The 15,333-nt window shown below is 66.4% G+C and carries 8 protein-coding genes; 1 reads left to right on the top strand and 7 read right to left on the bottom strand.

All coding sequences use genetic code 11. From position 1 onward, the window contains the following. Nucleotides 1–25: 25 nt before the first annotated feature. The 7 genes from AC3WTC_RS06925 to prpB form a co-directional block, all read right to left on the bottom strand. Complete coding sequence (locus tag AC3WTC_RS06925) at nucleotides 26–4,933, bottom strand: alpha-2-macroglobulin family protein (RefSeq protein ID WP_223482756.1); 4,908 nt, start codon at nucleotides 4,931–4,933, stop codon at nucleotides 26–28. A gap of 175 nt (nucleotides 4,934–5,108) precedes the next feature. Next, nucleotides 5,109–6,569 (bottom strand): bifunctional 2-methylcitrate dehydratase/aconitate hydratase, encoded by a 1,461-nt coding sequence (locus AC3WTC_RS06920; RefSeq protein ID WP_492711171.1) that lies wholly within the window; start codon nucleotides 6,567–6,569, stop codon nucleotides 5,109–5,111. Nucleotides 6,570–6,755: 186 nt separating this feature from the next. Continuing rightward, nucleotides 6,756–7,934, bottom strand: coding sequence for a 2-methylaconitate cis-trans isomerase PrpF (gene prpF / locus AC3WTC_RS06915; protein ID WP_492711169.1), 1,179 nt, complete (start codon nucleotides 7,932–7,934; stop codon nucleotides 6,756–6,758). A 34-nt stretch (nucleotides 7,935–7,968) separates the two neighbouring features. After that, entirely contained in the window at nucleotides 7,969–8,673 is a 705-nt protein-coding gene (locus AC3WTC_RS06910) for a hypothetical protein (protein ID WP_492711167.1), read from the bottom strand. A 94-nt stretch (nucleotides 8,674–8,767) separates the two neighbouring features. After that, nucleotides 8,768–11,386 carry a Fe/S-dependent 2-methylisocitrate dehydratase AcnD gene (acnD, locus tag AC3WTC_RS06905; RefSeq protein ID WP_333622722.1) on the bottom strand — a complete coding sequence of 873 codons (2,619 nt, stop codon included), beginning with the start codon at nucleotides 11,384–11,386 and terminating at the stop codon, nucleotides 8,768–8,770. A 109-nt stretch (nucleotides 11,387–11,495) separates the two neighbouring features. Then, entirely contained in the window at nucleotides 11,496–12,653 is a 1,158-nt protein-coding gene (gene prpC, locus AC3WTC_RS06900; RefSeq protein WP_025877010.1) for a bifunctional 2-methylcitrate synthase/citrate synthase, read from the bottom strand. A gap of 35 nt (nucleotides 12,654–12,688) precedes the next feature. Further along, nucleotides 12,689–13,582, bottom strand: coding sequence for a methylisocitrate lyase (gene prpB, locus AC3WTC_RS06895; RefSeq protein WP_080148858.1), 894 nt, complete (start codon nucleotides 13,580–13,582; stop codon nucleotides 12,689–12,691). A 153-nt stretch (nucleotides 13,583–13,735) separates the two neighbouring features. On the opposite strand from prpB, the gene prpR reads away from it, so the two are divergent. After that, nucleotides 13,736–15,319 (top strand): propionate catabolism operon regulatory protein PrpR, encoded by a 1,584-nt coding sequence (gene prpR / locus AC3WTC_RS06890; protein WP_492711164.1) that lies wholly within the window; start codon nucleotides 13,736–13,738, stop codon nucleotides 15,317–15,319. Nucleotides 15,320–15,333: the final 14 nt, after the last annotated feature.

The following is a 15,333-nucleotide window of genomic DNA, read 5'->3' as shown; positions in this document are numbered from 1 at the left end:
GCGCCGTCGCGGCCCGTCCGCACGGTCACGGCTGTACCACCGTCAACGTGGTCGGGTTGCTGCGGCCGACGCCACGCAGCTGCGGCCGGTACATGTCCTCCACCAGCGACGGCGGCACCGTGTAGGTACCCGGAGTGACCGCACGCACCAGGTAGAACACGTTGGCCTTGCTGCCACGCGAGAGCTTCAGCGCCGCCACGTAGCGGTCATCGCGGAACTCCTCGTGCTTGGTATCGGCCGCTTCGCTGCGGTCGCTGATGGTGATGCCATCGACCACCACATCGGCCCACTGCTTGGCATCGCCCAGGTTGAGGTTCTCGATCTCCAGGCCCGCCGGCAGCAGGTCGGTCAGCAGCGCATCGGGCATCTCGCTGTCGGCGGTGATGGTGACCCGCACGATCAGCGCTTCGCCCTCCTTCAGCGGACGCGGCGACCACGGCTTGCCATCGGTGCCGAAGTAGCTTCGCTCCACGCCGATCACGCTGTTGTCCGGCGCCGGCGCACTGCGCGGAATGCCGGCCACGTCGATGCTGGCGAACATCGGCGGCTGTCCCTGCGGGGTGAAGCGCACGCCCGCTGCCAGCTGCCCTGCATCGAAGTTGCGGCCAAACAGCTTGCGTTCGCCGATGGCCTCGCTGTTGCCACCGATCACCAGCTCACCGGCCACCAGCGCCTTCTGGTTGGCGGCCAGTGCCTTGCCGAGGCGGGCGATGGCCACCTGTTCCTGCGTGCTCAGCCACATCCAGCCACTGTTGCGGCGCGCATCCAGGCCACGGCCAAGATCAACCGCGCGTGCATCCCATGCCGGCTTGGCCAGCTTGTTTTCGTGGGTCAGCGCGATCATCAGCGCATCATCACGAACGGCACTGCCGTAGTCGCCGAAGTAGGACGGGCGCTCGCTGCTGGACTTGGCAAAGCCCGCCGCAAGGGCCGCCTGGCCGCGCTTGGCATCGCCCTGCAGCGACAGCGCCACGCCCAGGTGCACCAGCGACAGACCACCCACGGCCTTGCTGCGTTCGTTGTCGTACAGCGTGCGCAGGGTACCCAGCGGCGCTCGGTTGACGCGGGCCAGCACGTAACCCGAGTACGCCTGGTTGGCGAACTTCAGGCTTTCGCGTTTTTCCTGGCCGTAGAACTGGTTGCCACCGGACAGCAGGTCTTCGCTCAGGCGGTTCAGCGCCTTCTGCAGCACGTTGTCCGGCACCGCGAAGCCACCGTCCTTGGCATCGAGCAGGAACTCGGCGATGTACGGGGTCAGCCACGGGTTCACGTAGCCGTCGTCACCCCACATCGAGAAGTTGCCGTTGGCCACCTGCATCGACGCCAGGCGACCGAACGCACCTTCCATGCGCTCGCGACGGGTCTTCGCGTCCAGGCCGTCAGCGCCGAGCATGGACGACGTGGCCTGGTCCAGGATCAGCGCAGCGTAGCCCTTGCTGGTGGTCTGTTCGGCACAGCCGTACGGGTAGTTCAGCGCGCCCTGCAGCGCGCTGGCGAACGGGATCGGCGGCAGCGGGCTGACCAGCAGGCGGGCATTGACCGATTCGGACATCAGCCCATCCATCAGGCTGCCATCCAGGCTCACCGCCGCCAGCGGATCGAGCGTGCGCACCTGCGAGCGCAGTACCTGCGGCCACGCCGCACGTACCGGCAGATCGTAGCGGCGGTCGGCCTTGAAGCCGTTGCCATCCACACGCACGCGCACCTTGGCCACGCTGTGGCCCTCGCGCGCCGACAACGGGAAGCTCAACGTGGTCTTGGCATCGGCATTGAGCTGCACGCTGCGCGTGCCTTCGCCCAGGCTGAGCGGGCCTTCGCTGTCCACGCGCACGTTGAACTGACCGGGCTTGCCGGTGAAGTTCTGCACGTCCAGCGTCACCGTGCTGCGGTCGCCCGGGGCGAGCACGCGCGGCATGCTGGCCTCGGCCAGGATCGGTGCGCGCACCACGGTTTCCACATCGCGCTTGCCGTACTGGTCATCGCTGTAGACCAGCGCCGACACCCGCAGGGTGCCATTGAAATCCGGCACTTTCAGGCGGATGCGGGCAATGCCCTTGGCATCGAGCTGCACCGGGCCGGAGAACAGGTCCACGGTCTGCACGCGCGCGGTCGGCCGCTTGGCCTGCGGCAACGCCTGCAGCGCCATGTCGCCGCCGAACTTCAGCTTGCCGCTGCCGCCGTCGAAGCTCTCGATCACCCGGCTGTAGATGTCATAGGCATCGATGCCGAGGCGGCGCTGGGCGAAGAAGTGCGCGCCGGCATCGGGCACCGGGAAGCGGGTGATGTTGAGAATGCCCACGTCCACGGCCGACACCGTGACGTGCGCGACCTTGCCGGCCAGCTGCGGTGCGCTGACCGTCACTGGCAAGTCCTGCTCCGGTCGCATCTGCTTGGGCGCGGCCAGGCCGACGGCCACGGTGCGGCCCTTGCGATCCATCGGCACGTGCACCACGCCCACCGCGCGGGCCGGGGTGATCTTGCTCGGCGCACTGCCACCGCGGAACACCAGCGCGGTGATGTAGACGTCGTGGCGCTCCCAATCGGCGGTGACCGGGATCTTGTAGGTGGCACCGGGCTTGGCGTCGATATCCTGCACGTACAGCATGCGGTCGGTCTCGACCATCAGCACGCCCTTGCCGGCGTGCGGCGGGGTCACCGTCACTTCCAGGGTATCGCCGGCCTTGTAGCCGGTCTTGTCCAGGCCCAGCTTGACCTTGTCCGGGCGGGCATCGAGGCCACGGTTGTCATCGCCCCAGCTCCAGCCGGCGCGGAACGGATAACGGCTGGTCAGGCCGGTGGACGGATCGAACACGTCCACACGGTACTCGCCCCACTCCACCGGGAAGTCGAAGGCCACCGCGCTGCCGCCGGCATCGACGGTACGGGTTTCCTTGTTTTCGAAGCGGCGGGTGAAATCGTAGTCCCAGCGGTTGTCGTTGAAGGTCCAGTGGTAGTCGCGCAGCTCGCGCACCAGGGTGATCTTCAGGCCCTTGGCCGGCTGCGGCTTGCCGGCCGCATCCACGCGCATCAGTTCAAACCGCGCGTTGCCGTTGGAATCAGCGCCGTCGTCCGGATTGAACAACGGGCGCACGCCGACCAGTGCGGCGGCCGGCCATACCACCCGCTTCAGGGTGCGGGTGACCGTGCGGCCACCGGTTTCATACAGGCTGCCGGACAGCACCACCGCGATCGGCGCCTTCGCCTTGGTCGCCTCTTCCGGCAACGACACGTCTTCGCGCAGCTGGCCATTGGCCGGCAGCGTGGTGTCGATGACATCCTTGGCTTCGCGCGGCAGCTGCAGGGTCGGGTCGCCGAAGAAGTAGCCCGGCAGGCCCTCCACCGGCTTCTGCTCGGCGGCCACCGCCATGCGCGCGGTGAAGCGGTTGCCGTCGGCCGGGGCACCGTACAGATAGGCGCCGTTGGCCTGCAGGCGCAGGTCTTCCCCCGGCTTCAGCGTCTTCTGCGCGCTGTCCAGGTCCAGCTTCATGCGCTCGGGCAGGAACTCTTCGATGCGCAGGGTCATGCCCTGGATCGCTTCCTTGCTGGCCGGGTCGGTGCGGAACTCCACCTGCCAGCGCCCGGTCGGCGCCTCGGCGGGAATGGTCTGCTCGAAGTTGATGTAGCCCTGTTCGCCCGGCTGCACGCGGGTTTCGCGGAAGGTCTTGCCATCGGGCTGCTTCAGGCGCAGGAACACCGGCTGGCTCTTGATCGGCTTGCCGTCGTTGTCGCGCAGCAGCGCCGACAGGCGCACCGTCTCACCCGGGCGGTACAGGTCGCGGCCCGACCAGGCATAGACATCGAACCAGGCGTTGTCACGGCCGGCCACGGCGAACTCGCTCAGGTCCAGCGCCGGCTGGTTGAAGGGCAGGAAACTGGTGTCCTTGCCGCTGCTTGCCACCAGCACGTGGGTGGCATCCAGGGTGTAGTTCAGCAGCGCATTGCCGTTGCTGTCGGTACTACCCTTCAGCACCACTTCGCCCTTGGCATCGAGCACACGCAGGTCGATGCCCTTCAGCGATGCACCGTCCTTCAGCGCGGCGGTATGGACGAACAGCTTGTCCTTGTACGCGCGGGTGTGCAGGCCGATGTCGCTGACCGAGAAGAACGCGGTATCGAACTCGCCCTCGTAGTCACCGGTGCGCTTGAGCAGGGCGAAATACAGCCCCGGTTCCTGCAGTTCCTTGATGTCCTGGGTCGGCAGGTAGGTCAGCACCCGCTCGTTCTGCTTGCCGCCCAGGATGAAGCGGTTGACGTAGACCGGTTCGGCCAGCTTGTTGATCGGGCTGCGCTCGTAGTCGCTGCTCAGTTCCCAGCTGCCACGGCGACCACCGCGCTGGTACTGGCTGAAGAAGGTCGGCAGATCCTTTTCGCGCACGCGCAGGAACTCGACATCGACCTCCGGCACGTTCACCGACACCACCGGCAGGCCGCGGCTGTCCTTGGCCGGCAGCACGCTGCCCTGCGAGGCGAAACCGGCCACCGGCTTCAGCTCGCCGCTGAAGACCTTCTGCTTCAGTTCCTTGCCCAAGCGGCTGCCATCAGCGGCCAGCAGGTCCGGCGAGACCACCAGGCTGAATTCCTTGCCGGCTTCGACGAAGGGATAGCGCAGGGTCAGGCCGTCATCGGACAGGGTCCAGCTGCTGTCATCGTTGCCGACCTTCTCTTCGAAGCGCACCAGCTTGTCGAAGTCCTGGGTGCCGACCAGCGGGCGCGAGAACTCCAGCGCCAGCGACAGGCCTTCACTCTTCTGGTCCGGGTAGGCACGCAGCAGGGTGAACTCCTTCACCTGCTCGGCCTTGGTGGCGATGGCTTCGCCGCTGGCCTTTGGCAGCTGCCCGCTGTCGTTGCGGCAACCGGCCAGACCCAGCAACAGCCCTCCTGCCAGCAATGCTGCCGTCCATCCCCACCGCATCCGCCGTGCCGGACCGCTCATGTCGTCACTCCTTGATCGAGGTGGCCATTATAGGCGCGTCGCGTCAAGGCGTTGACGCGGATTCGGCAGGAATGCATCGGAACGGTAGCGCCGGGCCATGCCCGGCGCGGTAGCCGCCAGCCCCGGTTGGCGTTGGGCCCATGCCAACCAAGGTTGGCACCCACCAGAGCGCTTCCTACCCCGGCAGGTACAGGTCCACGTAGTCGGTCACCGGCATCGCCGCCAAGGCCACCGGGTCCAGCGAGGCGGCCAGGATGCGCTGCTGCTGGGCGGTGGGGAAGCGGTGCGCCAGGTGCCGGCGGAACTTGTCCATCAGCAGCGGGATACCCTCTGCGCGCCGGCGTGCGTGGCCCAGCGGGTACTCCACCAGCATCTCCGGCAGCGCGCTGCCGTCGTTGAAGCGCACCGTCAGCCCGTTGGCGATGCTGCGCTTGTCCGGGTCCAGGTAGTCGGCGCTGAGCTGCGGGTCTTCATGGCAGGTCATCTTCGCGCGCAGCGCGTCGATGCGCGGATCGGCCGCCATGTCGTCCTCGTAATCCTCGGCCACCAGCCGCCCATGCAGCAGCGCGATGGCCACCATGTACTGCACGCAGTGATCGCGGTCGGCCGGGTTGTGCAGCGGCCCCTGCTTGTCGATGATGCAGATGCAGGCTTCCTGGGTACGGATCGCGATGTGTTCGATGTCCTCGGCCGTTCGCCCCTGCGCGCGCAGCTGCTGGTGCAGGATGATCGCCGCCTCCACCGCCGTCTGCCCGTGGAATTCGGCCGGGAAACTGATCTTGAACAGCACGTTCTCCATCACGTAGCTGCCGAAGGGGCGGCCGAGGGTCAGCGCCTGGCCATGCATCGATACCGCTTCGAAGCCCCAGGTCGGTGCACTGAGCACGCTGGGGTAGCCCATCTCGCCTGTGGCGGCCATCAGCGCGAGGCGTACGCCACGGCTGGTCGCATCACCGGCCGCCCAGCTTTTGCGCGAACCGGTGTTGGGCGCATGCCGGTAGGTGCGCAGCGCCTGTCCATCCACCCAGGCCAGCGACACCGCATTGAGCATCCGCTCGCGGTCCAGCCCCAGCATCTGCGCGACGACGGCGGTGGTGGCCACCTTGACCAGCAGCACGTGATCCAGGCCGACCCGGTTGAAAGAGTTGCGTAACGCCAGCACGCCCTGGATCTCGTGCGCCTTGATCATCGCCAGCAGCACGTCGTGCACGGTCGGCGGCGGGCGTCGCAACGCCGCCGCGTTGCGGCCAAGCCAGTCGGCCACGGCGAGGATGCCACCGAGGTTGTCCGAGGGGTGGCCCCACTCTGCGGCCAGCCAGGTGTCGTTGAAATCCAGCCAGCGCACCATCGCGCCGATGTTGAAGGCCGCCTGCACCGGATCGAGCACGAAGTTGGTCCCGGGAACGCGCGCGCCGTTGGTCACGCTGATACCCGGCACCAGCGGGCCCAGCAGCTTGCTGCAGGCGGGGAAGGACAGCGCCTCCAACCCGCAGCCCAACGTGTCGAGCAGGCAGTGATGCGCGGTCTGGAACGCCAGCGGCGAGTCGATGCGCGTGTCGCGCACGTAGTCGACGATGTCCACCAGCAGCGCATCCCAGGCTGCACGGGCGTTGGATGGGGTGTGACTGTCGGACATTGTTCGGTCTCCTCGTGGGGTTGCACGCTGCGACAAACCCGGTAGTCGCCAACCTTGGTTGGCGCTGGGCCTTACCCGCGCGATGCCGCTTCCATGCCAACCAAGGTTGGCACCTACCAGAGCAGGTGCAGCGCCACCCGCGCAATGCCGGCGCCATGCCAACCAAGGTTGGCGACTACCAGGCCATCACCCGGCCGGCACGCGCACCTTGCCTTCCATCAGCACGCGGGCGCTGCGGCTCATGATGGCCTTGGACACCGTCCACTGGCCGTCAACGAGTGCGGCCTGCGCACCCACGCGCAACGTGCCCGACGGATGCCCGAAGGTCACGGCCTCGCGCTCGCCGCCGCCAGCAGCACGGTTGACCAGCGTGCCGGGGATCGCCGCGGCGGTACCGATCGCTACTGCAGCGGTGCCCATCATCGCGTGGTGCAGCTTGCCCATCGACAGCGCGCGGGCATGCAGATCGATGTCCGCGGCCTGGATCGCCTTGCCGCTGGACGACACGTAATCCTGCGCGGGGGCGACGAAGGCTACCTTCGGCGTGTGCTGGCGGGTCGCCGCGTCTTCCAGTTTCTGGATCAAGCCCATGCGCAGCGCGCCGTAGGCACGGATCTTCTCGAAACGCTCCAGCGCCGCTTTGTCTTCATTGATCGCCGGCTGCAGTTCGGTGCCGGTGTAACCGAGGTCGGCGGCGTTGAGGAAGATGGTCGGGATGCCGGCGGTGATCATCGTCACCTCGAAACTACCCACGCCCGGCACGTCCAGCGTATCGACCAGGTTGCCGGTGGGGAACATCGCACCGGCGTCACCATCGTCGGACGGATCGAGGAATTCCAGCTGGATCTCGGCAGCCGGGAAGGTCACGCCATCCAGCTCGAAATCGCCGATCTCCTGCACCTGCCCATCGCGCATCGGCACATGGGCAATGATGGTCTTGCCGATGTTGGCCTGCCAGATGCGCACGGTGCACAGGCCATCGCGCGGCACGCGGGCCGGATCGATCAGGCCGTTGGCGATCGCGAACGGACCAACGGCGGTGCTGAGGTTGCCGCAGTTGCCGCTCCAGTCCACGAATGCGGTATCGATCGACACCTGGCCATACAGGTAATCCACGTCGTGACCCGGCACCGAGGCGGTGGAGATGATCACGCACTTGCTGGTGCTGGAGGTGGCCCCACCCATGCCGTCGGTCTGCTTGCCATACGGGTCGGGCGAGCCGATCACGCGCATCAGCAGCGCATCGCGTGGGGCACCCGGCACCTGAGCGGCCTCGGGCAGGTCCTGCAGGCGGAAGAACACGCCCTTGCTGGTACCACCGCGCATGTAGGTAGCGGGAATACGGAGTTGCGGGAGGAACGTCATGGTGGACATCTCGACAGAATAAAAGAAGGGAGCATCAGGACTGCAACGCCAGCCGCCGCCGGCGGCTGTCAGCCTGCGCACTGCGTTGCCAACGGAACAGATACAGGATGGCCAGCTTGGTGCTGCCACTCACCACAGCCAGCAGGAGCAACGGCCAGCCCAGCCGCAGACCCATGGCGGAGGCAAACACAATCGTGGACAGGTCCATCAGCAGGATCAGCTGACTCATCCGCAGCGACACCGCACCGGTATGGCCATTGCGCAGAATCAGCAGAATCTGATGAGCGTAGCCCTGGGCCAACAACGCGGTAATGACCACGATCACCGCACTGGCCACCACCCTGCCTTCATCCACATGACGATCGCCCCAAGCCAGACCAGCCAGTGCGCAGATCAACAGCAGCGCGGCTGTCAGCAGGCTGGTCGTCGCGGAGCGGCTCCGGCGGTCACGCCAGATCTCCACCAGGATGGCCATCACCAGCACCGAGGCGAGCAACCGCGGCCAGACAATGAAATGATTGAATGGTGTGACGCTGTAGCCATAGATGAAGAAGGAGAGGTAAGCCAGGAAGCTGACCGTAATCTGATTCAGCGACAGCACTGCAGTGGCACTGTCAGTCGCATCCGCACGCTCCCGACGGTTGCGCACCAACCGAAACTGCGCGCCCACACCCAACAGGCTCAGCAGGATGAAGGCGGTGTTAACCGTGCCTGCGATGTTGTAGAACGCGGTTCCCATGCAGATGGGGCTACGCCCCTCTCCTCCGTGACCACCGCCATGCGGGCCGAAGCCAGCATGGCGGCAACTTGACACAAGGCAGCCAGCCGCTGCCTTACGCCACCTTGGCGCCTTCCAGGAAGTCCTGCGCGAAGCGCTGCAGGACACCGCCGGCCTCGTAGATCGCCACTTCCTCGTCACTGTCCAGGCGGCAGGTGACCGGCACGATCACGTCCTGGCCGTCGCGGCGGTGGATGACCACGCGCAACTCGGCGCGCGGCGTACGTTCACCGATGACGTCGAAGGTTTCGGTGCCATCGATGCCCAGGGTCAGGCGCGTGGTGCCCGGCTTGAACTCCAGCGGCAGCACGCCCATGCCGATCAGGTTGGTGCGGTGGATGCGCTCGAAGCCTTCGGCAACGATGGCCTCCACGCCGGCCAGGCGCACGCCCTTGGCGGCCCAGTCACGCGAAGAACCCTGCCCGTAGTCGGCACCGGCGATGATGATCAGCGGCTGCTTGCGCTCCATGTAGGTCTCGATGGCTTCCCACATGCGCATCACCTTGCCTTCCGGCTCGACGCGCGCCAGCGAACCCTGTTTCACGCTGCCATCTTCATTGCGCACCATCTCGTTGAACAGCTTCGGGTTGGCGAAGGTGGCACGCTGCGCGGTCAGGTGGTCACCGCGATGGGTGGCGTAGGAATTGAAGTCCTCTTCCGGCAGCCCCATCTTCGCCAGGTATTCGCCAGCCGCACTCGAGGCCAGGATCGCGTTGGACGGTGACAGGTGGTCGGTGGTGATGTTGTCGGGCAACACCGCCAGCGCACGCATGCCGGCCAGCGAGCGCTCACCGGCCAGTGCACCTTCCCAGTACGGCGGACGACGGATGTAGGTGCTCTGCGGGCGCCAGTCGTACAGCGGGCTCACCGCTGCGCCGTGTTCGACGCGTACGTTGAACATCGGGTTGTAGACGCTGCGGAACTGCTCCGGCTTCACCGCCGCCTTCACCACCGCATCGATCTCGGCATCACTCGGCCAGATGTCCTTCAGGCGCACCTCGTTGCCGTCGGTGTCAACGCCCAGCACATCCTTCTCGATGTCAAAGCGGATGGTGCCGGCAATGGCGTAGGCGATCACCAGTGGCGGCGAGGCCAGGAACGCCTGCTTCGCATATGGATGGATGCGGCCGTCGAAGTTGCGGTTGCCCGACAGTACCGCCGTGGCGTACAGATCACGGTCGATGATTTCCTGCTGGATCTTCGGATCCAGCGCGCCGCTCATGCCATTGCAGGTGGTGCAGGCGAAGGCAACGATGCCGAAGCCCAGCTTCTCCAGGTCCGGCAGCAGGCCCGCTTCTTCCAGGTACAGCTGCACTGCCTTGGAACCGGGTGCCAGCGACGACTTCACCCAAGGCTTGCGCAGCAGGCCGCGCTCGTTGGCCTTGCGTGCCAGCAGGCCGGCGGCGATCACGTTGCGCGGGTTGGAGGTATTGGTGCAGCTGGTGATGGCAGCGATGATCACCGCGCCATCGGGCATCAGGCCCTGTGCCTGCTCGGCCTTGCCGGCTTCCAGCTTGGCGGCATCGGCAATGCCGCGCTCGACCAGTTCCGATACCGGCAGGCGGCGATGCGGATTGCTCGGGCCGGCCATGTTGCGCACCACCGTCGACAGATCGAAGTGCAGCACGCGCTCGTATTCCGCAGTGGCCAGGTCATCGGCCCACAGGCCGGTGCTGCGCGCGTAGTTTTCAACCAGTGCGACCTGCTTTTCCTCGCGACCAGTCAGGCGCAGGTAGTCGATGGTCTGGCCGTCGATGTAGAACATCGCGGCGGTTGCGCCGTATTCGGGGCACATGTTGGAGATGGTGGCGCGATCACCGATGGTGAGTGCAGCGGCACCTTCGCCGAAGAATTCAAGCCAGGCGCCGACCACGCGCTCCTTGCGCAGGAATTCGGTCAGGGCCAGCACCACGTCGGTGGCGGTGATATCCGGCTGCGGCCGACCGGTCAGCTCGACCCCGATGATGTCCGGCAGGCGCATCCACGACGCACGGCCCAGCATCACGTTCTCTGCTTCCAGGCCACCCACGCCGATGGCGATCACACCCAGCGCATCCACATGCGGGGTGTGGCTGTCGGTGCCCACGCAGGTATCGGGGAAAGCGACGCCGTCCTGCACGTAGATCACCGGCGACATCTTCTCCAGATTGATCTGATGCATGATGCCGTTGCCCGGCGGAATCACGTCCACGTTCTCGAAGGCCAGCTTGGTCCAGTCGATGAAGTGGAAGCGGTCCTCGTTGCGACGGTCCTCGATGGCGCGGTTCTTCTCGAACGCCTGCGGATCGAAACCACCGCACTCCACTGCCAGCGAGTGATCGACGATCAGCTGCACCGGCACCACCGGGTTGACCTTGGCCGGATCACCGCCCTTGTCGGCGATCGCATCGCGCAGGCCGGCCAGATCCACCAGCGCGGTCTGGCCGAGGATGTCATGGCATACCACGCGCGCCGGGAACCACGGGAAATCCAGGTCGCGACGGCGCTCGATCAGCTGCTTCAGCGAGTCGGTCAGCGTGGCCGGATCGCAGCGACGCACCAGGTTTTCGGCCAACACGCGCGAGGTGTACGGCAGCGTGGCGTAGGCACCGGGCTGGATCGCGTCGACGGCGGCGCGCGCATCGAAATAGTCCAGCGAGGCGCCGGGGAGGGTCTTGCGGTAATCGGTATTCATGGGCTGGCGGAATGCTCGTGGCGGGCCGGGTGCCGGCAATACGGCGGTGACGGCATCCGGCCGGCGCGGGGCCGGCCGGATGCATGCAGCGACGGAACAGTGGCGATGATCAGGAACGCTTGTCGATGGCCACGAAGTCGCGATCTTCCGGGCCGATGTAGTTGGCGCTCGGGCGGATGATCTTGCCGTCGATACGCTGTTCGACGATGTGCGCGCTCCAGCCGGCGGTGCGGGCGATCACGAACAGGGGGGTGAACATCGCGGTCGGCACGCCCATCATGTGGTAGCTGACGGCGCTGAACCAGTCCAGGTTCGGGAACATCTTCTTGATGTCCCACATCACCGTTTCCAGGCGCTCGGCGATGTCGTACATCTTCATGCTCGACTGCTCTTCGGACAGTTCGCGGGCGACGTCCTTGATCACCTTGTTGCGCGGATCGGACACGGTGTAGACCGGGTGGCCGAAACCGATCACCACTTCCTTGCGCTCCACGCGGGCCTTGATGTCTTCCTCGGCTTCGTCCGGATTGTCATAGCGCTTCTGCACTTCGAACGCCACTTCGTTGGCGCCGCCGTGCTTGGGGCCGCGCAGCGCGCCGATGCCACCGCAGATCGCGCTGTACATGTCGCTGCCGGTGCCGGCAATGACGCGGCAGGCGAAGGTCGAGGCGTTGAACTCGTGCTCGGCGTACAGGATCAGCGAGGTGTGCATCGCCTTCACCCACGAATCCTGCGGCTTCTCGCCGTGCAGCAGGTGCAGGAAGTGGCCACCGATGGAGTCATCATCGGTTTCCACGTCGATCGCGCGGCCGTTGTGGCTCCAGTGGTACCAGTACAGCAGCATCGAACCGAGGCAGGCCATCAGCTTGTCGGCGATGTCGCGCGCGCCCGGATGGTTGTGGTCATCCTTCTCCGGCGCCACGCAGCCGAGCACGGACACGCCGGTGCGCATCACATCCATCGGGTGCGCCGACGGCGGCAGTTCTTCCAGCGCGGCCTTCACCGCGGCCGGAATGCCACGCAGCGACTTCAGCTTGGCCTTGTAGGAGACCAGCTCGGCGCGGGTCGGCAGCTTGCCATGCACCAGCAGGTAGGCGATTTCCTCGAACTCGCTGGTGTTGGCCAGGTCCAGGATGTCGTAGCCACGGTAGTGCAGGTCGTTGCCACTGCGGCCGACGCTGCACAGCGCGGTGTTGCCGGCAGCGGTGCCGGACAGGGCGACGGACTTCTTCGGCTTGAAGGTCGGGGTTGCGGTCGTATCGTTCATGTTTCCCTCCGAAACTTGATGGTGCAGGGTACTGCTTATTTCTTGGCGGCGAACAGCGCATCGAGCTGCTGCTCGAAGGCGTGATAGCCGATACGGTCATACAGCTCCTCGCGGGTCTGCATGCTGTCGATCAGGTTGCGCTGGTGGCCCTCACGGCGGATCGTCTGGTAGACGTTCTCGGCGGCCTTGTTGGCGGCGCGGAAAGCGGACAGCGGGAACAGCTGGATGGCCACGCCGGCCGAAGCCAGCTCGTCGCGGCTGAACAGCGGGGTCGCGCCGAATTCAGTGATGTTGGCCAGCACCGGCACCTTCACCGCATCAACGAAGCGGCGGTAGGTATCCAGGTCATAGGCGGCCTCGGCGAAGATGCCGTCGGCACCGGCTTCGACGCAGGCGATGGCACGCTCGATGGCCTTGTCCACGCCGTCCACCTGGATGGCGTCGGTGCGCGCGATCAGGAAGAAGTCCGGATCGGTCTTGGCATCGGCAGCGGCCTTCACGCGGTCGACCATTTCGCCCTGCGAGACGATCTCCTTGCCCGGGCGATGACCGCAGCGCTTGGCGCCGACCTGGTCTTCGATATGGCAGGCGGCCGCGCCAGCCTTGATCAGCGACTTCACCGTGCGCGCGATGTTGAACGCGCTCGGGCCAAAGCCGGTGTCGATGTCGACCATCAGCGGCAGGTCGCAGACGTCGGTGATGCGGCGCACGTCCACCAGCACGTCTTCCAGGGTGTTGATGCCGAGGTCCGGCAGGCCCAGCGAGCCGGCGGCTACGCCACCGCCGGACAGGTAGATGGCACGGAAACCCGCGCGCTTGGCCAGCAGCGCATGGTTGGCGTTGATCGCGCCGATCACCTGCAGCGGCGATTCGGCAGCCAGCGCCTCGCGGAAGCGGGCACCGGCGGAAGAGAGGGTCGAAACGGTCATGCGGCGATCCAGGTTGAAGGACACAGGGGTAAGCGCAAACACCATGCCAACCTGCAAGCGGTTGATTTCACGGGGATGACCGGCCCGCAACACTGAAACATATGAAACACTGAAACAGATGTATCATGAAACATCGCCTCCCGGTATCCGTGCATGTACCTGCCCCGCTCGCCCCTGCGCCACGCCGATGCCGACCCCGGCCGCCCGGTGATCTGGACGGTCAGCGTCTCGCGCCTGACCGGCCTGCTGGGCGATGTCATTCCCGAATTCGACCGCCGCGCGCGCATCGAGCAGATCAACCTGGGCTTCGAGGAGGCCGTGGAAGTGATCGGCCAGCGCCTGCGCCGCGAGCACTGCGACGTGGTGATTGCCGGCGGCTCAAACGCAGCCTGGCTGCGCGGTCGTCTGGACCTGCCGCTGGTACCGATCCACGCCAATGGCTTCGACCTGATGGAAGCGCTGGCGCGCGCCCGCCGCATCGCCCCACGCATCGGCCTGGTCACCCATGCCAGCGACGTGCCGGTGTTCAGCAGCTTCCAGCAGAGCTTCGGCCTGGACATCGAGCACCGCCGCTTCGTCACCCGCGAAGATGCCCGCGACTGCATCGCCGACCTGCGCGCCAACGGCATCGAAGTGATCGTCGGCACCGGCATGGCCATCGACCATGCCGAACAGGCCGGACTGCCCGGCGTGCTGCTGTACTCGGCTGATTCGGTGCGGCAGGCGTTTGAGCATGCGCTGGAGCTGACCCAGGCCATGGCCCGCTCCGGCGGCAGCCGGCCGGCTCCGCGCCGCCGCACCGCCGCACGCAACGATGCGCATGCCCTGCTCGGCGACAGCAATGCGATGGCCGACGTGCGCGCACAGATCGCGCTGTACGCCCCGCACGACAGCACCGTACTGGTTACCGGCGAGACCGGCACCGGCAAGGAACTGGTTGCACGCCAGCTGCACGCCGCCAGCGGTCGTCGCGGTCGCTTCGTTGCGCTGAACTGCGGTGCGATCAGCGAATCACTGCTGGAAGCGGAGCTGTTCGGCTACAGCGACGGCGCCTTCACCGGTGCGCGCCGCGGGGGGCGCGTCGGCCTGGTCGAGGCAGCCGATGGCGGCACGTTGTTCCTGGACGAGATCGGTGAACTGCCGCTGCCGCTGCAGACCCGCCTGCTGCGGGTGCTGGAAGAACGCGAAGTGCTTCGCGTGGGTGCCACCGAACCGACCCCGGTCGACCTGCGCGTGGTCGCCGCCACCCTGCAATCGCTGGAGCAGCGCGCGGCGGCTGGCAGCTTCCGCCGCGACCTGTATTACCGGCTGGCCGCGCTGCGCATCGCACTGCCCACTCTGCGTGCACGGCGAGGCGATATCCCGCTGCTGACCACGCACTTCTTCCGCGAACTGCGCGGCATCGATGCACCGCTGGATGCAGAAGCGCTGGCCCTGCTCAGCGCTGCCGACTGGCCGGGCAACGTACGTGAACTGCGCAATCTGGTGGATAGGCTGCGCATCCACTGGCAGCCGGGTGAGGGGCTGATCGATGCAGCGCGCCTGCTGCAGCTGGCGCCGGAGCTGGTGAACGAAGGCGCCGCCACACTGCCAGTGGAAAGCAATGGCAAGCGCCCGCCGCGTGCGCAGCTGCAAGCGCTGCTGCAGGAACACCGCAATGACCGCGAAGGCATGGCGCAGGCACTGGGTGTGTCACGCACCACGCTGTGGCGATGGCTGCGCGCGGAGGGGCTGTAACGTCCTGCCGTCTG

The sequence above is a fragment of the Stenotrophomonas sp. FW305-C-20-S1 genome (genome assembly GCF_058783335.1).
This window is presented reverse-complemented; position numbering and strand designations above follow the sequence as displayed.